The organism is Teichococcus aestuarii, from assembly GCF_003116135.1.
Taxonomy (GTDB): domain Bacteria; phylum Pseudomonadota; class Alphaproteobacteria; order Acetobacterales; family Acetobacteraceae; genus Pseudoroseomonas; species Pseudoroseomonas aestuarii.
In genome coordinates, this window is the sequence record NZ_PDOA01000002.1 from 476,957 (window position 1) to 498,227 (window position 21,271).

The window sequence follows — 21,271 nt, forward strand, 5'->3', positions numbered from 1 at the left end:
GGGCAGGCGGCGCCGGCCGCCAGTCGGCGGGCGCGCGGGGCGGTGGCGCGGCGCTGGACGCGGCCGCCCCGCCCCCGCTATGCCGGGGGCCGATGCCACACCGCTCCGGCTGGATGGCCGCCGCCCTCGCCGCCCTGTGCCTGCCGGGCCTCGCCGGCTGCGCCCCGCGCGTGGTGCCGGCCGGCCCGCCCGTCGCCGCCCCCGCTTTGGCGGAGGATGCCATCCTGGCCGCCGATGGCGCCCGGCTGCGGCTGCACCACCGCGCCCCGCCGGAGGGTATGCCCGTGCGCGCCGTGCTGCTGGCCCTGCACGGCTTCAACGACCATGCCGGCAACCTGCTGATCGACGGCTTCGGCCGCCTGGCGGAGGCCGGGGTGCTGACCTACGCCTATGACCAGCGCGGCTTCGGCGCCTCGCCCGGCCGCACCCTCTGGCCGGGGGCGGCGACGATGGCGGAGGACGCGGCCCTGGCCCTGCGCCTGCTGCGCGCGCGCCACCCCGGCCTGCCGCTCTACCTGATGGGGGAGAGCATGGGCGCCGCCGTGGCGGTGCTGGCGGCGGCGGGGCCGGCGGCCGATTCGCCGCCCGACGGGCTGCTGCTGATGGCCCCCGCCTTCTGGTCCTACGCGGCGATCGGGCCGGTGGCGGAGGGCGCCTTCTGGCTGCTGGCGCACAGCCTGCCGGCCCTGGCCTTCCCGCCCAGCGCCGGCAACATCTCGGCCAGCGACAACACCGAGGCGCTGCGCCGCTTCGGCCGCGACCTGCTGACCATCAAGGACACGCGCATCGACGCCGCCTGGGGCCTGCTGGCGCTGATGGACACGGCCAGCACGCGGCTGGCCGGCTGCTGCGCGCCGCCCACCCTGGTGCTGCAGGGCGCCAGGGACCGGGTGGTGCCGCCCTCCGTCACCCGCGGCGTGCTGCGCGGCATGCGGCCGGAGACGCGGCTGGCGCGCTACCCCGAGGGCTGGCACCTGCTGCTGCGCGACGGCATCCGCGACACGGTGGCGCAGGATATCCTGGCCTGGATGGAGAACCCCTCCGCACCCCTGCCCTCGGGCGCGGATGCGGCGGGCGCGGCCTGGCTCGCGCAGCCGGAGTGACGGCGCCCTGGTGAAGGGGCTTCCTCAGGCGCGCAGCAGGTTGGCCAGCACGATCTCCCGCCAGATGCGGAGCGGCGTGGCGCCCTGCTCCGGCTGGTTGTAGAGGCCGCAGAAGCAGGCCATGGCGAGCCCGGCGGCGGGCATCAGGTAGAGGCGCTGCCCGCCATTGCCGTTGGCGCCGAGCCAGGGGCGGGGCCCCCCGAAGGCGGGCACGAAGCCACCGCCCTGGTACCAGAGATGGCTGTAGCGCAGCCCGTCGCCGGTGGGGATGCCGGGGCGGTTCATCGCCTCCAGCCACGCCGCCGGCACCACGCGCTGTCCTTCCCACATGCCGCCCTGCAGCACCACCTGGCCGATCCGCAGCAGGTCCGGCGCCGTCAGCCGCAGGCCGGAGGCGGCGGAGGGCACGCCGTCCCGCCCCGCCGCCCAGCCGCCGGGCTCGATGCCGAGGGGGGCGAACAGCGCCTCCCGCGCGAAATCGGGCAAAGGCTGCCCGGTGCCGCGGGCGATCAGCGCGCCCAGCAGCGCCACCGCGCCGCCGGAATAGGTCCAGCGCTCCCCGGGCGGGTGCTCCACCGGCCGGTCCAGCGCGAAGCGGTAGCGGTCCGCCGCGTTCTCCATGGCGATCTCGCTGTTCGCCGGGTCGGTATAGGGGCGCGATTCGTCCCATCGCAGCCCCATGGTCATGTCCAGCGCATTGGCCACGCGCAGGCGCTGCCGCGACGGGTCGGCGGCAAGGTCGGCGTATTCCGGGAACTGGGCCAGCAGCGGCGCCCCGGGCGGCGGCACCGCGCCGCGCCCGAGGGCGATGCCATAGAGCAGCCCCACCACGCTCTTGGTCACGGAGCGGAGGTCGTGCGGCACGGCGGGGCCGAAGGCGACCTCGCCGAGCGGCTGGCCCCAGCTTTCGTCGGCGCCCTGGCCATAATGCGCCAGCACCACACGGCCATGGCGCGCCACCAGCACCGCGTGCACGCCGCGCAGCAGGCCGGACCGCAGCCCGGCCGCCAGCTTCTCCGCCAGATCCGGCGCGAAGCCGGCCCTGGCCAACTCCGCCCTGGCCAACTCCGCCCTGGCCGGGGCCGCCATCACGCCGAGGCCCAGCGCCGGCAGGGCGCGGCGGGAGAGTGGAAAGCCATGCATCGCATCCTCACGCTGGTGGCGGAGAGGAGAAAGAACATTGCGGAATAGAAATCAAGACGTTCCGGGCGCCGGCCGTCCCGGATATGGCGCCACGCGACCGGCGGAACCCTGGCCGCTTCATGTGCAATCCGATACGTCGCGGCCCGAAGGACAGAGGAAACGCCACGTTTTGAACCGCTTGCCGGGGGCGGATTGACCCCGGCCCGGCGCTTTGAAACGCTGCCGGCCGATTCCCGTCCAAGGAGATACGCCGGTGGCCCGCACGCTGATTCGCGCCTCGCACATCATCGCCTACCAGAATGGCGGGCACCGCCACCTGAAGGATGGCGTCGTGGTGATCGAGAACGACACGATCCTGCATGTCGGCCAGGGCTATGAGGGGCCGGTGGACGAGACCATCGACGCCGCCGGCCAGGTGGTGACGCCGGGCTTCATCAACACCCACGCCCATCTCTCGGAAAGCCCGCTCGACAAGAGCTTCGTCGAGGACCGGGGGCCGCGGCAGTTCTACCTCTCCGGCCTGTTCGAATTCCTGACGGCGCGCGACGGCGCCATCACCGAGGAAGCCCGCCGCGCCTGCATCGCCTACTCGATGCCCGAGCTGCTGCGCACCGGCACCACCACCATCATGGAGATCGGCGGCCATGGCGACGTGGTGGCCGAGCATGCCGAGCGCGTGGGGCTGCGCGCCTATATCGGCCAGGGCTACCGCTCCGGCCGCTGGCTGACCGCCAATGGCCGCACCGTGGAGTACGAGTGGCTGCCGGATGACGGGCTCGCCGGGTTCAACGCCGCCGTCGATTTCATCGGGCGCGTCGAGGGCCGCGCCAATGGCCGCATCAAGGGCTTCCTGACGCCGATGCAGATCGACACCTGCTCGGAGGCGCTGCTGCGGCGCTCGGCCGACGCGGCGCGCGACATGAAGGTGCCGCTGGCGCTGCACGTCTCCCAGTCCGTGCCCGAGTTCCACGAGATGACGCGGCGCAACGGCTGCACGCCCATCGAGTGGCTGGAGAAGATCGGCTTCCTGTCGGAGCGCTGCATCCTCGGCCACTGCATCATCCCGGGCGAGAGCTCCTGGGCCAACTACCAGGCGGACGACATCGGCATCCTGGCCGATACGGGTGCCAACGTGGCGCATGCGGTGTGGGTCTTCGCCCGGCGCGGCATCGCCATGGAGAGCTTCGCCCGCTACCAGGCGCGCGGCGTGAACATGACCATCGCCACCGACACCTGCCCGCAGAGCATGATCGAGGCGATGCGCTGGACCTCGGTGGTCTCCAAGATCGTCGACCGGCGGACGCAGGTGGCCACCGCGGCCGACGTGTTCAACGCCGCCACGCTGAACGGCGCCAAGGCGCTGGGGCGCGAGGATCTCGGCCGCATCGCCCCCGGCGCCAAGGCCGACCTGCTGCTGTGGAAGGGCGACAGCCTGTTCATGACGCCGCTGCGCGACCCGATCCGCAACCTGGTCTTCTCCGCCACGGCCGAGGACCTGGACACCACGATCATCGACGGCCGCGTGGTGATGCGCGGCGGCGTGGTGCCGGGCTACGACCCGGTGGAGCTGGGCCGCGCCGTGCAGCAGGGCGCCGAGGCCATGTGGGCCGGCATGAAGAGCCGCGACTGGGCGGGGCGCGACATCGAGCAGCTCTCGCCCTCGAGCTTCCCCGCCTTCCAGGGCTGAAGGCGCCGCCCGGCCGGGCGGGAACCCTTCTCCGGCGCCGCCGTTCCTTTGTCCGGGAACGGCGGCGCGGGAAGGGGCCTGGATGTTCGAGAGCATGCCGCTGTGGCTGCAGGCCGGGTTCTGGGGGCTCCTCGGCGGCTCCTCGCTGGTGATCGGGGCGGCGCTCGCCTACCTCGTCCGGCTGCCCGCCCGGGTGACGGCCGGCATCATGGCCTTCGGCTGCGGCATCCTGATCTCCGCCGTCGCCTATGAGCTGGTCGAGGAAGGCTTCCGGCAGGGCGGCATCTGGCCCGTCATCGGCGGCGCCCTGGCCGGCTCGGCCGCCTACACGCTGGCCAACTGGCTGGTGTCGCGCCGCGGCGGCCGGCACCGCAAGCGCTCGGGCGAGCAGCAGAAGGCGGTGAGCGGCGGCGGCATGGCGATCGCCATCGGCTCGCTGCTGGACGGCATCCCAGAATCGGTGGTGCTGGGGGTGGGGCTGCTCGGCGGTGGCGGGGTGAGCCTGCCCATGCTGGCGGCGGTGTTCCTGTCCAACTTCCCGGAGGGGCTGTCGAGCGCGGCCGGCATGCGCCGGGCGGGGCGCGGCAGGGGCTATGTGCTGGGCCTCTGGGGCGGCATCGCCCTGCTCTCGGGCCTGGCCGCCCTGCTGGGCGCGGCCCTGCTGGGCGATGCGCCGCCGGCCCTGACCGCCACGGTCAACGCCATCGCCGCCGGGGCGCTGCTGACCATGATCGCCGACACCATGATCCCGGAGGCGGTGGAGGGCGAGCGGGGCGGGACGGGGCTGCTGGTGGTGGCGGGCCTGCTCGTCGCCTTCGCCCTGTCCCAGCAGGGCGGCTGAGCGGCGCGAAGGGGGCCGGGGGCTGGCCCCGGCCCGGCCGGCTCAGCGCGGCGCGGCGTTGAACTTGTCGAACAGGGCGTTCGCCGCGTCGACGCAGGCCTGCACCGGCTCCTTGTCCGAGCACTGGATGCGCACGGCCGTGTCGCCCCGGCGGAAGGAGAAGCTGGCGCCGGGCGGCGGCGGGCGGTGCATGCCGTGCATGCCATGCATCATCATGCCCCGCATCCGCTCGTGATGGGGGCCGGCCTCCGGGCCACGGCCCGGGCGCGGCCCCTCCGGGCGGCCGCCGGGCCCGGCCGGCCCGGCCTCGGCCGCCGGCGGCGGCGCGGGCGGGGCGGGCTGCGCCACGGCCAGGGCCGCCCCGCCCAGGAACACCGCGCCCACGCCCAGCATCAGCAATCCACGCATGTCCTCATCCTCTTCCGTGGTGGCGGCCCGGCAGAGCGGGGCCTCCGTGGCTTCTTGATAGGCCGGCCCCGCGTGACCGTGCCGCTCGCTCGGCAACCAAATGTGGCTGGCAGGTGTGGCGGGCAAGTGTAGCGGGCGGAGGCGGCGGCCGGCCTTCGGGGAGAACCATCCACCGCCGCATTGGTTGTTGCCTCGAGGCTTGCCGCCACCACAGAGGAGGCCATCCGCATGACCGAGGATCGCACGGTGCTGACCACGCGTCAGGGCCACCCCGTCCATGACAACCAGAGCCTGCGCAGCGTCGGCGAGCGCGGGCCCGCCACGCTCGAGAACTACCAGTTCATCGAGAAGATCACGCATTTCGACCGGGAGCGCATCCCGGAACGGGTGGTGCATGCGCGCGGCGCCGGCGCGCATGGCTATTTCGAGGCCTATGGCCGCATCGGCGACGCGCCCGCCAGCCGCTACACCCGCGCCCGCGTGCTGACGGAGACGGGGGTGCGGACGCCGCTCTTCGTCCGCTTCTCCACCGTGATCGGCGCCAAGGACAGCCCCGAGACGGCGCGCGACCCGCGCGGCTTCGCGGTCAAGTTCAAGACGGTGGAGGGCAACTGGGACCTGGTCGGCAACAACCTTCGGATCTTCTTCATCCGCGACGCCATCAAGTTCCCGGACATGATCCACGCCTTCAAGCCGGACCCGGTGACCAACCGGCAGGAGGCCTGGCGCTTCTACGATTTCGTGGCGCACCACCCCGAGGCGCTGCACATGGTCACCTGGGTGAAGAGCCCCTGGGGCATCCCGGCCACTTTCCGCGAGATGGAAGGCTCCAGCGTCAACACCTACAAGCTGGTGAACGCCGAGGGCGTCGCGCATCTGGCGAAGTTCAGCTGGGTGCCGAAGCAGGGCGTGCGCAACCTGACCAGCGCCCAGGCGGCCGAGATCCAGGCGAAGGACACCGGCCACGCCACGCGCGACCTCTACGACGCCATCGCGCGCGGCGACCACCCGGAATGGGAGTTCTGCGTCCAGCTGATGTCCGACGACCCGCATGACGAGCTGGATTTCGACCCGCTGGACGACACCAAGCGCTGGCCGGAGGACAAGTTCCCGCTGCTGCCAGTGGGCCGCATGGTGCTGGACCGCGCGCCGGAGGATTTCTTCGCCGAGGTCGAGCAATCCGCCTTCGGCACCGGCGTGCTGGTGGACGGCATCGACTTCTCGGACGACAAGATGCTGCAGGGCCGCACCCTGTCCTACTCGGACACGCAGCGCTACCGCGTCGGCGCCAACTACCTGCAGCTGCCGATCAACGCGCCGCAGGAGCAGGCCCGCGCCCATACCAACCAGCGGGACGGCATGATGGCCTATCATGTGGACCGCGGCGGCCAGAACCGGCACGTCAACTACGAGCCGAGCATGATGGGCGGGCTGCGGGAGGCGCCGAAGCCGGAGAAGGAGTACCTCCAGTGGGTGGAGGGCCATCTCGGCCGCTACCAGACCACCCGCACCACCGATGACTACCGCCAGGCCGGCGAGCGCTACCGCTCCTTCGAGGATTGGGAGCGCGACGACCTGATCGCCAACATGGTGGCCGACATGAAGGAATGCCCGGAGCCGATCGCGCTCCGCATGGTCTGGCACTGGTGGCATTGCGACGAGGATTACGGCCGCCGCGTGGCGGAAGGGGCGGGTATCGACCTGGAGAAGGCGCTGGCCCTGCCGCCCCTGCCCAACCGCCCGGCGCCGGGGGAGCGGCTGCCCCGCCCCACCTACAGCAGCGGCAAGGCCGAGGGCACGCCGCGCAGCGAGGCGGCGGAGTAAGCGGAGCGGGAGGGGCGCGGCCCCTCCCGGCGCCCGCTCACTTCTCGCCCGCTCACTTCTCGACGAAGGCCTTCTCGATCACGTAGTGGCCGGGGCGGCTGTTGGCGCCCTCCTCGAAGCCCATCCCCTCCAGCAGCGCCTTGCTCTCGGCCAGCATCTCCGGGCTGCCGCACAGCATCACCCGGTCCTCGGCCGGGCTGAAGGCGGGCAGGCCGAGATCGGCGAACAGCCTGCCGGAGCGGATGAGGTCGGTGACGCGGCCCTGGTTGCGGAAGGGCTCGCGCGTCACGGTGGGGTAGTAGAGCAGCTTGCCCGCCACCAGCTCGCCCAGCGCCTCGTCCCGCGGCAGCGCCTCGATCATCTCGGCATAGGCGAGTTCCTTCACCTCGCGCACGCCGTGCAGCAGCACCACGCGCTCGAACCGGTCATACACCTCCGGCTCGCGGATCAGCGACAGGAAGGGGGCGAGGCCGGTGCCGGTGCCGTAGAGCCACAGGGTGCGGCCCGGCAGCAGCGCGTCCATCACCAGCGTGCCGACCGCCTTGCGGCCCACCAGGATCTCGTCGCCCGGCCGGACATGCTGGAGGCGGCTGGTCAGCGGCCCGTCCGGCACCTTGATCGACAGGAATTCCAGCCCCTCGTCCCAGGGCGGCGAGGCGACCGAATAGGCGCGCACCAGCGGCTTGCCCTCCGCCATCAGCCCCAGCATCACGAACTGCCCGGCGGTGAAGCGCAGGCCCGGGCTGCGGCTGCAGCGGAAGGAGAAGAGGCGGTCCGTCCAGTGGTGCACCTGCGCCACCGTCTCGGTGGAATAGGCGGGGTGGGCGGATTTCCAGGCGGGTCGGGTTTCGGCGTTCATCGGCGATGACATGGCCTTCTCAAGGCGCCAGGCAAGTCACGGAGGGCCCCAGGGGGTCGCCTTGCGGGCAGGGGCGGGACCATGACACGGCTTGCATGCGGCCGCGGTTGCGGTGAGCCTCCGCCTATCATGAGCACGCCACCCGACGCCACACCCCAGGCCGCAACCCTGCCTCCCGGCCCGCCCCTGGACCCCCCCCTGGGCCCCGAGGTCGACCCCACCCCCCGGCCGCTGCCCGCCCGGGTGCCGCACCGCGGCGCCTCGGTCACGCTGGAGCCGCTCGGCATCCGCCACGCGGAGGAGCTGTGGGAGGCCACCCAGGGCGCCGGGGAGAGCTGGGCCTATCTCGGCTACGGCCCCTTCGCCGATTTCGCCGCCTTCCGGAAGTTCCTCGGCGGCTTCGCCACCACCCACGACCCCATCGCCTGGGCGGTGCGGCCGCATCTCTCCGGCCGGGCGCTGGGCTGGCTGACGCTGATGGAGATCCAGCCCGCCAACGCCGCCATCGAGCTGGGCCACATCTGGTTCTCGCCGCGCATGCAGCGCACGCGCGCCGCCACCGAGGCGATGTTCCTGCTGATGCGCCACGCCATGGACGACCTCGGCTACCGGCGGCTGGTGTGGAAGTGCAACGCGCTGAACGCGCCCTCCCGCCGCGCCGCCGCGCGCCTCGGCTTCACCTATGAGGGGGAGCACCGGGCGCATCTGGTGGTGAAGGGGCGGCGGCGCGACACCGCCTGGTTCTCCATTCTCGACGAGGAGTGGCCGGCGCGGCGCGACGCCATCGCCGCCTGGCTGGCGGAGGAGAATTTCGACCATCGCGGCACGGCCCGCAGCAGCCTGCGCGCCGCCCCCGGCTGAACCGGCGGAAGCGGGGCGGGAACCCGCGGCCGGTTTTCCCGTTTCGGAGGGGAGAATGATGGCCGGACCGGGCCGGCCCCCAATTCCTTCGCCCCGAGGAGCGGACCCATGCCGAACAACCACGATCCCGATCAGATGCGGGCCGCCCTCCAGGCCATCCGGCAGGGGCGGCCAGCGGCAGAGGGCAGGGGCGCGCCGCCCGCCGCCGGGGAAGGCGGGGGCGGCAGGCCCCCCCGGGGCGAGGGCCGCAGGGCGCGGCGGCCGGGCGAGATCCCGGCGCGGGGCTGGGCCAGCATCCTCAAGCGGGCGGTGCTGCAATCCAACGACGACCGGGTGATGACCGAGGCCGCCGGCATCACCTTCTATGCCCTGCTCTCCATCTTCCCCTCCCTCACCGCGCTGGTCTCCGTCTATGGCCTGTTCGCCGACCCCGTGACGGTGTCGAACCACCTGCAGCAGCTCGGCGGCTTCGTGCCGGAGGGCGGCATGCAGATCATCAACGAGCAGCTGCAGCGCCTGACGGGCGGCGAGCCGAGCAAGCTGGGCTTCGGCCTGATCTCCGGCCTGGTGCTGGCGCTGTGGAGCGCCAACAAGGGCACCAAGGCGATGTTCGACGCGCTGAACGTCGTCTATGACGAGCCGGAGAAGCGCAGCTTCATCCGCCTGACGCTGGTCTCGCTGGCCTTCACCCTGGGCGCGCTGGTCTTCATCCTGATCGCGATGGGCGCGGTGGTGGTGCTGCCGGTGGTGCTGCGCTTCGCGGGCCTGGAGAACAGCACGGAATGGCTGCTGCGCCTGGCGCGCTGGCCGCTCCTGCTGCTGGTCATCACCTGCCTGCTGGCCACGCTCTACCGCTTCGGCCCCAGCCGGGAGAAGGCGCGCTGGCGCTGGGTGAGCTGGGGCGGGGTGTTCGCGGCGGTGGGCTGGGCCGCCATCTCCGCGGGCTTCTCCTGGTATGTCGGCAATTTCGGCAATTACGACGCCACCTATGGCTCGCTCGGCGCGGTGGTCGGCTTCATGACCTGGATCTGGCTCTCCGCCATGATCGTGCTGGTCGGCGCCGAGCTGAACGCCGAGATGGAGCACCAGACGGCGCGCGACACCACCACCGGCCCCGAGCAGCGCATGGGCCGCCGCGGCGCCCGCATGGCGGACACCGTCGCCTGAAAGGATGCGGCCTGAGGCGGCACCTGCCGGCGGTTGACGCGGTTTCGTCATCCCGCCGTCAAGCGCCCGCAACAGGGCGGCCCTAACAGCGCCCGCATCGATCCCCGACGGAGTGCTTCCGATGCGCGCAATGCTGTTGGCCGCCACCGCCCTGCTGGGCCTGGCCGGCGCCGCCCAGGCCCAGCCGAAGCTGGAGGCCCGCCTGGCCGGTCATGCCATGCTGCCCGCCTTCACCATGACCCTGCCGCCGGCCGATGCCCCGCGCGACGCGCTGGTCTCCGGCAAGTTCACCGGCGCGGCGCGGGCGGAGCGGCCCGGCAGCATCCCCGGCACCACCGGCCCGGCGCCGGAAGGCCGCCCCACCGGCATCAGCCTGCCCTTCATCGGCCAGCCGGTGCAGGGCTTCTCCGGCATCAAGCCGGTGGAAGGCGAGCCGGGCGCCTACTGGGTGCTGACCGACAACGGCTTCGGCTCCAAGAAGAACAGCCCCGACGCGCTGCTGATGTTCCACAAGGTGCGGCCCGACTTCCGCGCCGGCAGCGTGGCGGTGGAGCGCACCGTGTTCCTCTCCGACCCCGACCGCCGCGTGCCCTTCCGCATCGCCTATGAGGGCACGGAGGCGCGCTACCTGACCGGCGCCGATTTCGACCTGGAGAGCATCCAGCCCATCCCCGGCGGCCAGGGCTTCTGGATCGGCGAGGAGTTCGGCCCCTACCTGATCCGCGTCGACGCCGAGGGGCGGGTGCGGCAGGTGGCCGAGACGCGGTTGGAGGAGAAGGTGATCCGCAGCCCCGACCACCCGGCGCTGACGGTCGCCGCCAGCCCCACCGCCGGCGTGCCCTTCCAGGTGCAGCGCTCGGGCGGCTACGAGGGCATGGCCATGCTGCCCGATGGCAGCCGCCTCTGGGCGCTGCTGGAGAAGCCGGTGCTGACCGCCGAGGGCAAGCCCGAGGGCGCCTTCCTGCGCCTGATCGAGTTCGACACGCAGAAGGCCGAGTGGACCGGCCGCAGCCTGAAGTACCGGCTGGAGGCCGGCGCCACCGCCATCGGCGACTTCAACTTCATCGACGAGCGCCGCGCCCTGGTGATCGAGCGCGACAATGGCGAGGGCGACCCCTCCCTGGCCTGCGCCCAGGGGCAGACACCGGGGCAGACGCCGGGGCAGACACCGGGGCAGACGCCCCCGGGCTGCTTCGCCAGCCCCGCCCGGCACAAGCGCATCTATCTGGTCGACCTCGGCGCCGCCGATGCCGAGGGCTTCGTGAAGAAGCTCGCCTATATCGACCTGATGGACATCCGCGACCCCGAGGGCGTCGCCCGCCAGCGCGGCGACCGCGCCGCCGATGCCCCGCGCGAGCGCTTCGGCTTCCCCTTCTTCACCATCGAGGACGTGGCGATGGTGGATGCCGAGCACATCATCGTGGCGAACGACAACAACCTGCCCTTCAGCGCCGGCCGCCACCTGACGCAGGCGGATGACAACGAGTTCATCCTGCTGCACGTGCCGGAGCTGCTGCGGACGCGCTGAGTCCGGCGCCCTCCGGCGGGCGGGCGAGAGTCCTTGTGCTTCTTTCGCCCGCCGGAGAGCTTGCCCCCGTCCGGCGGCGCCCTTACGCCTGCGTCAGGATGGCCCGCCTCCCGCCCCTTCCGGGGGAGGGCGGGCCCGCAACCCGAGGAGCCCCGGCGGGGCGGAGACCCTGGATGCCGTTGCGCGACGCGACCCCCGATGACCTGCCGGCGGTCACCGCCATCTATGCCCACCACGTCCTCACCGGCACCGGCACGCTGGAGACGGAGCCGCCGGACCCGGCGGAGATGGCCCGGCGCATGGCGCAGATCCAGGGCGCCGGCTGGTCCTGGCTGGTGGCCGAGGAACAGGGCGAGGTGGTGGGCTTCGCCTATTTCCGCGCCCTCGGCGCGGAGGCCGGCTACCGCTACGCCGCCGAGGACGCGATCTATGTGCGCCACGACGTGCACGGGCAGGGCCTCGGCAAGTCGCTGGTCGCGGCGCTGCTGGAGCGGGCGGAGGCCGCCGGCTTCCGGCAGTTCTTCGCGGTGATCGGCGATTCGGAGAATGTCGGCTCGATCGGGCTGCATCTCTCGCTCGGCTTCCGGCAGGTGGGCATCATGCGCAGCGCCGGGCTGAAGTTCGGCCGCTGGCTGGATGTGGTGACGATGCAGCGCAGCCTCGGCGCCGGGGACCGCACCCTGCCCGAATAAGGCGCGCGCCCCCTCTTTCACACGGCCGTGCCCGGCCCTGGAAACGCCGCCCCGCCGCCCGCATTGAAGAGGGGCAGCGGACGGGGAGGGGGCTTTTGCTCGATCAGCTCGACATGGCGGCACGGCGGGTCGTCGCCTCCGTCACCTGGGCGCCGAACTGGGCCGTGAGCCTTGCCGTGCTGGCGGTGGCCGCGCTGACGGCGCGGCTGGTGCACCGGCTGGTGTTCCGCCTGCTGACGCGCCTGGTGCAGGAGCGGGATCTGTTCCTCCGCTCCCTGGTGTCGCGCACCGCCGGGCCGGTGCGGCTGGGGCTGGCGGTGTTCGCCCTGTCCATCGCCGCCGGCATCGCGCCGCTGACGGCGCAGCAGGCCGGCATCCTGCGGCATGTCCTGCTGGTCTGCTTCATCGGGCTGGTCGGCTGGGTGATGCTGACGGCGCTGCGCATCTGGACCACCGTCTATCTCCGCCGCTTCAAGCTGGACGCGGAGGACAACCTCCTCGCCCGCAAGCACGCCACCCAGTCGCGCATCCTGAAGCGGGTCGCCGCCTCGCTGATCGTGGTGGTCACCGCCGCGGCGGCGCTGATGACCTTCGACGGGGTGCGGCAATACGGCGTCTCGCTGCTGGCCTCGGCCGGCGCCGCCGGGCTGGTGGTCGGCTGGGCCCTGCAGCCAGTGCTGAAGAACCTGATCGCCGGCATCCAGCTCGCCATCACCCAGCCGATCCGGCTGGAGGATGCGGTGATCGTCGAGGGCGAGTGGGGCAACATCGAGGAGATCTCCGCCACCTACGTGGTGGTGCGGCTGTGGGACTGGCGGCGGATGGTGCTGCCGCTGGCCTATTTCATCGAGCAGCCCTTCCAGAACTGGACGCGCGAGGGCGCGGCGCTGATCGGCACGGTGATGATGTATGTGGACCACACCGCCCCGGTTCCCGCCATGCGCGCCAGGCTGGAGGAGGTGGCCCGCGCCTCCCGCCTGTGGGACGGCCGCGTGGTGAGCCTCCAGGTGACGGACTTCAAGCAGGGCACCATGGAGGTGCGCCTGCTGGTCAGCGCCAGCAATGCCGGCCGCGCCTTCGACCTGCGCTGCGAGGTGCGGGAGAAGATGATCGGCTGGCTGCAGGCCGAGCACCCGCACGCCCTGCCGCGCCAGCGCGCCGAGATCGACCGCCTGCCGCCCGGCGCCGCCTGGCACGACGCGCCCCGCCGCGCCCCGCAGGAAGCCTGAGCGCGCCACCCCTGTCCCGCGCGGCTGTCACGCGGCGGTGAGCGCAGGCTGGGCGGGCGGGATGCTACAGCAGGGGCCGCGGCGCAGGGCGCGTGAAGGCGACTCCGGCCGGGCGCGGCCCGGGGAGACGGGGTTCCAGCCCCTGGCGCCGCGGGAGGAACGACAATGCTCGAGACTGTCCAGGACAGCCGCCGCGCCCTGCTCGGCGTGGCCGCCTTGGCCGCGCTGGCCCCCGCCACGGCCAGCGCGCAGCGCATCTACGGCCCCGGCGCCCCGCCCACCCGCTACCCGGATGCCGACATCGTGGCGCTGGACGAGAAGCGCTTCACCGCGCGCCTCGGCAACAGCAGCATCCGCCGGCTGCACACCGGCATGGGCTGGGCGGAGGGGCCGGCCTGGCACGCCACCGGCCGCTTCCTGATCTGGTCCGACATCCCGAACGACGAGTGCCTGCGGCTGACGGAGGAGAACCTGCACGTCTCCCGCCGCTTCCGCAGCCCCTCCGGCTATTCCAACGGCAACACCTTCGACCGCGAGGGACGGCAGATCGCCTGCCGCCACTTCCACCGCGACGTGGTGCGCTACGAGCCGGACGGCCGGCTGACCATCCTGGCCGCGCAGGGCCCGGACGGCCCCTTCAACGCGCCCAACGACGCCGTGGTCCACCCCGGGGACGGCGCCATCTGGTTCACCGACCCTGGCTATGGCGCGCTGATGGACTACGAGGGCAACCGCCTGCCCGAGGCCGCCAACTCCCCCCGCCCGCTGATCAAGGAGGCGGTCTACCGCATCGAGCCCGGCGGCGGCCGCGTCGAGAAGGTGGCGGACCAGCCCTTCAAGCCGAACGGCCTGTGCTTCAGCCCGGATTACCGCACCCTCTACGTGGCCGACACCGGCCGCAGCCACTACCCCGAGGCCAAGAGCATGGTCTGGGCCTTCGACGTGCAGGGCGCCCGCCTCGCCAACCCGCGCACCTTCTGCAGCATGGAGATGGACGGGAAGACCGGCATGGCGGACGGCATACGCTGCGACGAGGCGGGCAATCTCTGGGTCGGCGCCGGCTGGGTGGGGGATGGCTATGACGGGGTGCATGTCTTCGCCCCCGACGGCCAGCGCATCGGCCTGATCAAGCTGCCGGAGATCTGCGCCAATCTCTGCTTCGGCGGCACGCGGCGGAACCGCCTGTTCATGACCGCCGGCCAGTCGCTCTACATGGTGCCGGTGGAGACCCGCGGCGCGCATTTCTGCTGACAGGCAGAAAGAAGAAGGGGGGCGCGGGGGGAATTCATTCCCCCCGCCCTTCGAGCCGGAACCGCGCCTGAGCCACACTGTCGCTGTCCAGCGCCGCCCGGATGGCGGCTTCTCCCTCCCCGGTCCTGACCACGGCGAGGATGGCATCGAACCAGGGCGCTTCGCCCCGGGTGCGGGCGAGGAACAGCCGGTCCAGCGCGATGGCCACGGGATTGCGCGGCTGGCAGCAGGCGCAGCCGATGGGGTGCGGCGTGGCGGGCGGCGCGGCGAAGCGCTCGACACGCGCCGGGCTTTGCGGCAAGGGGGCGCCGTCCTCGGCCAGCACCGTGGCCCCTGGGGGGGCGTCGGCGGCATCCAGCAGGCGGACGGGGGTTCGGGCATCGACGGACCAGCGCATGGCGCTAGACATAAAGAAGTCTTTATGTCATCCGCAAGCCCATGGAGACCCTGCTGGCGCAATTGCGCGCCACCGCCGAACCGACCCGCCTGCGCCTGCTGGCCCTCTGCGCCCGCGGCGCCTTCTGCGTGTCCGAGCTCTGCGCCATCCTCGGCCAGAGCCAGCCGCGCCTCTCCCGCCACCTGAAGCTGCTGGTCGAGGCCGGGCTGCTGGAGCGGCTGCCGGAGGGCGCCAATGTCTATTTCCAGCTCTCGCCCGAGGCGGCGCTGATCCGCCAGGTGCTGGCGCGGCTGCCGGAGGAGGAGCCGGTGGTGGCCGCCGACCGCCGCGCCGCCGCCCGCATCGCCGCCGAGCGGGCGCGCGCCGCCTCCGAGGCGTTCCGCCGCGACGGCGCGGACTGGGACGAGATGCGCGCCCTCGACCTGCCGGCCGCCGCCATCGAGGACGCGCTGCTGGCGCTGCTGCCCGCAGGGCTGGGCCGGGTGGCCGATATCGGCACCGGCACGGGCCGGCTGCTGGAGGTGATGGCGCCGCGCGCGGCCGCCGTGCTGGGGCTGGATGCCAGCCGCGAGATGCTGGCGCTGGCCCGCGCCCGCCTTGGCGAGCGGAACCTCGCCAACGCCAGCGTGCGGCTGGCCGACATGTACCGCCTGCCGCTGCCCGATGGCGGCTTCGACGCCGCCACCTTGCAGATGGTGCTGCACTATGCCGAGGACCCCGCCGCCGCGCTGGCCGAGGCGGCGCGCATCCTGCGCCCCGGCGGGCTGCTCGTGGTGATCGACCTGGCGCCGCATGGGCGGCAGGACGTGCTCTCCGGCCTCGCGCATCGCTGGCCCGGCTTCGACGATGCGGGGCTGGCCGGCTGGCTCGGCGCCGCCGGCTGCGCGCCGCTGCCGCCGGTGGAGATCGCCGGCCCGCTGCCGGTCCGGCTCTGGCCGGCGCGCCGGCTGGCCGTGCCGGTCGCCGCGCTGCCCGAAACCACCCTGACCTTCTGACACGAAAAGGCCCCCCTCCATGGCCCGTCCGCCCCTGCTCGAAGCCCTGCGCGACCGTGTCCTGCTCTGCGATGGCGGGATGGGCAGCCGTGTCCAGGCGCTCACCCTCGATGTCGAGAAGGATTACTGGGGCAAGGAGAACTGCACCGAGGTGCTGTGCCTCTCCCGCCCCGAGCTGGTGCGCGAGATCCACCGCGGCTACTACGAGGCCGGGTCGGACATGGTGCTGACCAACTCCTTCGGCGGCTCGCCGATCACGCTGGAGGAGTTCGAGCTGGGCTCGAAGGCCTTCGAGATCAACAAGCTCTCGGTCGAGCTGGCGCGCGAGGCGGCGGAGAGCTTTTCCGATGGCCGCGACCGCTGGGTGATCGGCGATATCGGCCCCGGCACCAAGCTGCCCTCCCTCGGCCATATCGACTACGACACGCTGGAGCGCGCGCTCACCGAGCAGTGCCGCGGCCTGATCGCCGGCGGGGCGGACGCGCTGCTGACCGAGACCAACCAGGACACGCTGTTCATCAAGGCGGCCGTGAATGCCGCCAAGATCGCGCTGCGCGAGGCGGGCCGCGACATCCCGATCTTCGTGCAGGTGACGGTGGAGACCACCGGCACCCTGCTGGTGGGCGCCGACATCGCCGCCGCCACCACCGTGGTGCAGGCGCTGGACGTGCCGCTGATCGGGCTGAACTGCGCCACCGGGCCGCAGGAGATGGCCGAGCATGTGCGGTATCTCGCGCAGAACTGGCCCGGGCTGATCTCGGTGCAGCCCAATGCCGGCCTGCCCGAGCTGGTGGACGGCCAGACCCACTACCCGCTGGCGGCGGCCGAGATGGCCTCCTGGATGGAGCGCTTCGTCACCGAGGATGGCGTCAACCTGATCGGCGGCTGCTGCGGCACCTCGACGCCGCATATCCAGGCGCTGGACGCCATGCTGCGCCGGGTGGGTGGCGGGCGCTTCCGCCCGGCGCCGGTGGCGCGCAAGGTCCACTGGGTGCCGTCGGTCGCCAGCCTCTACGGCGCCACCACGCTGCGGCAGGAGAATTCCTATTTCTCCATCGGCGAGCGCTGCAACGCCAACGGCTCCAAGGCCTGGCGCGAGCGGCAGGCGGCGCATGACTGGGATGCCTGCGTCGCCATCGGGCGCGAGCAGGTGGGGGAGGGCTCCAACTCCCTCGACATCTGCACCGCCTTCGTCGGCCGCGACGAGATGGCCGAGATGAACGAGGTGGTCCGCCGCTTCACCGGCAGCGTCAACGCGCCGCTGGTGATCGACTCGACCGAGACGCCGGTGATCGAGGCGGCGCTGAAGCTGCATGGCGGCAAGCCGATCATCAACTCGATCAACTTCGAGGATGGCGAGCAGGCGGCCGAGGACCGGCTGAAGCTGGCCAAGAAGTTCGGCGCCGCGGTCATCGCGCTGACCATCGACGAGACGGGCATGGCGAAGACGGCGGAGGACAAGCTCCGCATCGCGACAAGGCTGGTGGAGTTCGCCTGCGGCAAGCACGGCCTGCCGCAGAGCGACCTGCTGATCGACCCGCTGACCTTCACCATCGCCACCGGCAACGAGGACGACCGCAAGCTGGGCGAGTGGACGCTGGAGGGCATCCGGCTGATCCGCGAGCGCTTCCCGGACATCCAGATCATCCTCGGCCTGTCGAACATCTCCTTCGGCCTGAACCCGGCCTCGCGGCACGTGCTGAACAGCGTGTTCCTCGACCACGCGGTGCGCGCCGGCATGACCGGGGCCATCGTGCATGTCAGCAAGATCAAGCCGCTGCACAGCATCCCGCCCGAGGAGGTGAAGGTCGCCGAGGATTTGATCTTCGACCGCCGCAGCGAGGGCTACGACCCGCTGCAGAAGCTGCTGGAGATGTTCGCCGGCCGCAAGGCGGCGGATTCGGCCAAGAAGGTGAAGGCCGAGACGGTGGAGGGGCGGCTGAAGGACCGCATCGTCGATGGCGACCGCAAGGGGCTGGACGACGAGCTGGCCGACGCGCTGGCCAAGGGCATCGCGCCGCTCGACATCATCAACGGCATCCTGCTCGACGGCATGAAGGTGGTGGGCGAGCTGTTCGGCGCCGGCAAGATGCAGCTCCCCTTCGTGCTGCAATCGGCCGAGACGATGAAGGCGGCGGTGGCCTGGCTCGAGCCGCACATGGAGAAGATCGAGGGCCAGGAGAAGGGCACCATCGTGCTCGCCACGGTGAAGGGCGACGTGCACGACATCGGTAAGAACCTGGTCGACATCATCCTGACCAACAACGGCTACAAGGTCGTCAACCTCGGCATCAAGGTGCCGCTGAACGACATGGTGGCGGCGGTGCGCGAGCATAAGGCGCACGCCATCGGCATGTCCGGCCTGCTGGTGAAGTCCACCGTGGTGATGCGCGAGAACCTCGAGGAGATGTCGCGCCTCGGCGTCGAGGTGCCGGTGCTGCTGGGCGGCGCCGCGCTGACGCGCAACTTCGTCGAGGATGACTGCGTCCGCGCCTATGCCAACGGCAAGGTCGCCTATGCGCGCGACGCCTTCGACGGCCTGCACCTGATGGACAAGGTGATGGGCAATGATTTCGACGGCTACCTGGCCGCGCTGCAATCGAAGCGCAGCGGCAAGTCGAAGAACAGCACCCGCACCCTCGGCACGGCCGACCCGCGCGGCTTCGCCCCCGTCGATGTCAACTACGCCGAGGCGCGGCGGCGGCGGCTGACGGCGGAGGAGCCGGTGCCGGTGCCGCCCTTCTGGGGCGCGCGGGTGATGGAATCCGACCCCAAGGCCATCATCCCCTTCCTCAACGAGCGCAGCCTCTACCAGTTCCAGTGGGGCTTCCGGAAGCAGGGGCGCAGCCTGGAGGACTTCATCGGCTGGGCGAAGCAGGAGCTGCGCCCGGTGCTGAAGCGCATGCTGGCCCTGGCCGAGCAGGAGAAAATCCTGCGGCCCCAGGCCATCTACGGCTACTGGAAATGCGCCGGCCAGGGCAACGACGTCATCCTGTTCGAGGAGGACGGGGTGACGGAGGCGGCTCGCTTCACCCTGCCGCGCCAGCCCAAGGAGGATGGCGACTGCATCGCCGACTTCGTGCGCGACATCGGCGACGGGCCTTCGAGGCGCGACGTCATCGGCCTGCAGGTCGTCACCGTCGGCCAGAAGGCCAGCGACATCGCCCGCGAGTGGTTCGAGGGCAACCGCTACCAGGACTACCTCTATCTGCACGGCCTCTCGGTGGAGATGGCCGAGGCGATGGCGGAATACGTCCACAAGCGCATCCGCGCCGAGCTGGGCTATGCCGGCGAGGATGACCGCGACATGGAGAAGATGCTCTCCCAGGGCTATCGCGGCGGCCGCTACTCCTTCGGCTACCCCGCCTGCCCGCGGCTGGAGGACCAGGCGCCGCTGCTGAAGCTGCTGAAGGCCGAGCGCATCGGCGTCTCGATCTCGGACGAGTGGCAGCTCCACCCGGAGCAGTCCACCAGCGCCATCGTGCTGCACCACCCGCGCGCCAAGTATTTCTCCGTGTGAGAAGCGGGGCAGGGCGCAAGCCGGGGCGGGGCCGCGCCACAGCCCCGCCCTTTTCGGGTTTCCCTTCCCGGCGCTCCCTGGCCTAGAACGCCCTCGACTGGACACAGCGCAGGATGAGCGGAATGAGCCGTGCGACGACCCTCGCGACGGGCAGCGTGGGCGTGGCCCTGGCGGTGCTGGGGCTGAAGGCGCTGGCCTGGTGGCTGACGGGCAGCGTGGCCCTGTTCGCCGATGCGCTGGAATCGATCGTCAACGTCGCCGCGGCCGTCGCGGCGCTGCTGGCCATCCGCCTCTCCGCCACGCCGCCGGATGCCAACCACCCCTATGGCCACGCCAAGGCCGAGTATTTCTCGGCCGTGCTGGAGGGGGTGCTGATCGTCGTCGCCGCCCTGCTGATCCTGAACGAGGCCTGGGGGGCGTGGCAGGCGCCGAGCGCGCCCACGGTGCCGGCCATGGGGCTGGCCATCTCCACCCTGGCCACCGCCATCAATGGCGGTTGGTCCTGGCTGCTGTTCCGCAACGGGCGGCGGCTGCGCTCGCCGGCGCTGCTGGCCGATGCGCGGCACCTGCTGTCGGATGTCATCACCTCCGCCGGGGTGGTGGTGGGGGTCGGCGCCGTGGCGCTCACCGGCATCCTGTGGCTCGACCCGCTGCTGGCGGCGCTGACGGCGGTGAACATCCTGTTCTCCGGCTGGCAGCTGATGCGCGAGAGCGTCGGCGGGCTGATGGACGAGGCGGTGGAGCCGGGGCTGCTGGCGCGCATCCGCCACCTGGTCTCCACCGAGGCGGCCGGCGCCATCGAGGCGCACGACCTGCGCACGCGGCATTCCGGCAGCACCACCTTCGTCGAGTTCCACCTCGTCGTGCCCGGGGACATGCGGGTGGCCGAGGCGCACGAGATCTGCGACCGGATCGAGGCGGCGCTGAAGGCGGAGCTTGGCAGCGCGGTCATCACCATCCATGTGGAGCCGGAGATGAAGGCCAAGCACCAGGGGGTGCTGGTCCTCTAAAGTCTTTTCCGTTCGTACTGGCTCACGGAAAAGGCTCTAGATCGTTGTTTTCACGAGCATCTTCACGCGATCAGGCGAAGCAGCCTGCTCGCGATCTGCTCTAGCGTTTTCCCGGGAGGGCGGCATGGTCAGGCTGGACAGGATCACCACGCGCGGCGGCGATGGCGGGCAGACCTCGCTCGGCGACGGCACGCGGGTGACCAAGGATTCGCTGCGCATCGAGGCGATCGGCGCGGTCGACGAGGCCAATGCCGCGATCGGCCTGCTGCGGCTGCACACCGAGGGCGGGCCGGACGCCATGCTGGCGCGCATCCAGAACGATCTGTTCGACCTCGGCGCCGATCTCTGCGTGCCGGGGGATGGCGCGGCGGAAGAGGGCGGCCGCGCCCGGCTGCGCATGGCCGACAGCCAGTGCGCCCGGCTGGAGGCGGAGGTGGCGACGATGAACGAGGACCTGCCGCCGCTGCGCTCCTTCATCCTGCCCGGCGGCACGCCGGCGGCGGCGCATGCCCATCTGGCGCGCACCGCGGCGCGGCGGGCCGAGCGGGTGGTGGTGGCGCTGATGGCGGCCGAGCCGGTGAACCCGGCGGCGCTGCGCTACCTCAACCGCCTCTCGGACCACCTCTTCGTGCTCTCCCGCGCGTTGAACGCGGGGGGTGATGTGCTCTGGGTGCCGGGGGGAGAAAGGTAAGGGTTCTTTATTTGGAAAAAAGAACCAAAAAACTTTTTCGAGTTGGCGTTGCGCCCTGAGTGACA

The 21,271-nt window shown here is 71.8% G+C and carries 18 protein-coding genes; 14 read left to right on the top strand and 4 right to left on the bottom strand.

Translation table 11 applies throughout. The annotated features are described in order from the left end of the window. Positions 1–92: 92 nt before the first annotated feature. On the top strand, positions 93–1,103 hold the full coding sequence (locus CR165_RS05155) for an alpha/beta fold hydrolase (protein ID WP_109515867.1): 1,011 nt from the start codon (positions 93–95) through the stop codon (positions 1,101–1,103). A 24-nt stretch (positions 1,104–1,127) separates the two neighbouring features. Here the strand turns inward: CR165_RS05155 and CR165_RS05160 are convergent, their stop codons facing one another. Further along, positions 1,128–2,246 carry a serine hydrolase domain-containing protein gene (locus tag CR165_RS05160; protein ID WP_109515868.1) on the bottom strand — a complete coding sequence of 373 codons (1,119 nt, stop codon included), beginning with the start codon at positions 2,244–2,246 and terminating at the stop codon, positions 1,128–1,130. A 253-nt stretch (positions 2,247–2,499) separates the two neighbouring features. Between CR165_RS05160 and CR165_RS05165 the strand changes: the two genes are divergently transcribed. Both CR165_RS05165 and CR165_RS05170 read left to right on the top strand, forming a co-directional pair. Beyond that, on the top strand, positions 2,500–3,933 hold the full coding sequence (locus CR165_RS05165) for a chlorohydrolase family protein (RefSeq protein WP_109515869.1): 1,434 nt from the start codon (positions 2,500–2,502) through the stop codon (positions 3,931–3,933). Between the two features lie 82 nt (positions 3,934–4,015). Beyond that, positions 4,016–4,774: a ZIP family metal transporter gene (locus tag CR165_RS05170; protein ID WP_219929684.1), complete on the top strand. Its 759-nt coding sequence runs from the start codon at positions 4,016–4,018 to the stop codon at positions 4,772–4,774. A gap of 42 nt (positions 4,775–4,816) precedes the next feature. On the opposite strand, the gene CR165_RS05175 is transcribed toward CR165_RS05170, so the two are convergent. Beyond that, positions 4,817–5,182, bottom strand: coding sequence for a hypothetical protein (locus CR165_RS05175; RefSeq protein WP_146201826.1), 366 nt, complete (start codon positions 5,180–5,182; stop codon positions 4,817–4,819). Between the two features lie 228 nt (positions 5,183–5,410). Here CR165_RS05175 and CR165_RS05180 point away from each other — a divergent pair, with 228 nt between their 5' ends. Further along, positions 5,411–7,006, top strand: coding sequence for a catalase (locus CR165_RS05180; protein WP_109515871.1), 1,596 nt, complete (start codon positions 5,411–5,413; stop codon positions 7,004–7,006). Positions 7,007–7,058: 52 nt separating this feature from the next. Here CR165_RS05180 and CR165_RS05185 read toward each other — a convergent pair whose 3' ends face one another. Continuing rightward, entirely contained in the window at positions 7,059–7,877 is an 819-nt protein-coding gene (locus CR165_RS05185) for a ferredoxin--NADP reductase (RefSeq protein ID WP_219929685.1), read from the bottom strand. A gap of 117 nt (positions 7,878–7,994) precedes the next feature. Between CR165_RS05185 and CR165_RS05190 the strand changes: the two genes are divergently transcribed. From CR165_RS05190 to CR165_RS05215, 6 genes are all read left to right on the top strand, one after another. Then, positions 7,995–8,726, top strand: coding sequence for a GNAT family N-acetyltransferase (locus tag CR165_RS05190; protein ID WP_109515873.1), 732 nt, complete (start codon positions 7,995–7,997; stop codon positions 8,724–8,726). Between the two features lie 108 nt (positions 8,727–8,834). Beyond that, positions 8,835–9,893: a YihY/virulence factor BrkB family protein gene (locus CR165_RS05195; RefSeq protein ID WP_245906124.1), complete on the top strand. Its 1,059-nt coding sequence runs from the start codon at positions 8,835–8,837 to the stop codon at positions 9,891–9,893. A 121-nt stretch (positions 9,894–10,014) separates the two neighbouring features. After that, the gene (locus CR165_RS05200) at positions 10,015–11,421 is read left to right on the top strand and encodes an esterase-like activity of phytase family protein (protein ID WP_109515874.1); all 1,407 of its coding nucleotides are present in this window, start codon (positions 10,015–10,017) and stop codon (positions 11,419–11,421) included. Between the two features lie 173 nt (positions 11,422–11,594). Further along, on the top strand, positions 11,595–12,113 hold the full coding sequence (locus tag CR165_RS05205) for a GNAT family N-acetyltransferase (RefSeq protein ID WP_109515875.1): 519 nt from the start codon (positions 11,595–11,597) through the stop codon (positions 12,111–12,113). 95 nt (positions 12,114–12,208) lie between these two features. Further along, on the top strand, positions 12,209–13,342 hold the full coding sequence (locus tag CR165_RS05210; protein ID WP_219929686.1) for a mechanosensitive ion channel family protein: 1,134 nt from the start codon (positions 12,209–12,211) through the stop codon (positions 13,340–13,342). Between the two features lie 165 nt (positions 13,343–13,507). Beyond that, positions 13,508–14,593, top strand: a complete 1,086-nt coding sequence (locus CR165_RS05215) for an SMP-30/gluconolactonase/LRE family protein (protein ID WP_109515876.1) — start codon at positions 13,508–13,510, stop codon at positions 14,591–14,593. 34 nt (positions 14,594–14,627) lie between these two features. Here the strand turns inward: CR165_RS05215 and CR165_RS05220 are convergent, their stop codons facing one another. Then, positions 14,628–15,002, bottom strand: a complete 375-nt coding sequence (locus CR165_RS05220) for a hypothetical protein (protein WP_245906125.1) — start codon at positions 15,000–15,002, stop codon at positions 14,628–14,630. Between the two features lie 29 nt (positions 15,003–15,031). Here CR165_RS05220 and CR165_RS05225 point away from each other — a divergent pair, with 29 nt between their 5' ends. The 4 genes from CR165_RS05225 to CR165_RS05240 all read left to right on the top strand — a co-directional run bounded on the left by CR165_RS05225 (position 15,032) and on the right by CR165_RS05240 (position 21,206). Then, positions 15,032–15,985, top strand: coding sequence for an ArsR/SmtB family transcription factor (locus CR165_RS05225; RefSeq protein WP_109515878.1), 954 nt, complete (start codon positions 15,032–15,034; stop codon positions 15,983–15,985). Between the two features lie 19 nt (positions 15,986–16,004). Then, positions 16,005–19,505, top strand: coding sequence for a methionine synthase (gene metH, locus CR165_RS05230; protein ID WP_109515879.1), 3,501 nt, complete (start codon positions 16,005–16,007; stop codon positions 19,503–19,505). A 122-nt stretch (positions 19,506–19,627) separates the two neighbouring features. Beyond that, a complete protein-coding gene (locus tag CR165_RS05235) occupies positions 19,628–20,515 on the top strand; it encodes a cation diffusion facilitator family transporter (RefSeq protein WP_109515880.1) in 888 nt (295 codons plus the stop codon). Between the two features lie 124 nt (positions 20,516–20,639). Beyond that, positions 20,640–21,206 (top strand): cob(I)yrinic acid a,c-diamide adenosyltransferase, encoded by a 567-nt coding sequence (locus CR165_RS05240; protein WP_109515881.1) that lies wholly within the window; start codon positions 20,640–20,642, stop codon positions 21,204–21,206. The last annotated feature ends 65 nt before the right edge of the window (positions 21,207–21,271 follow it).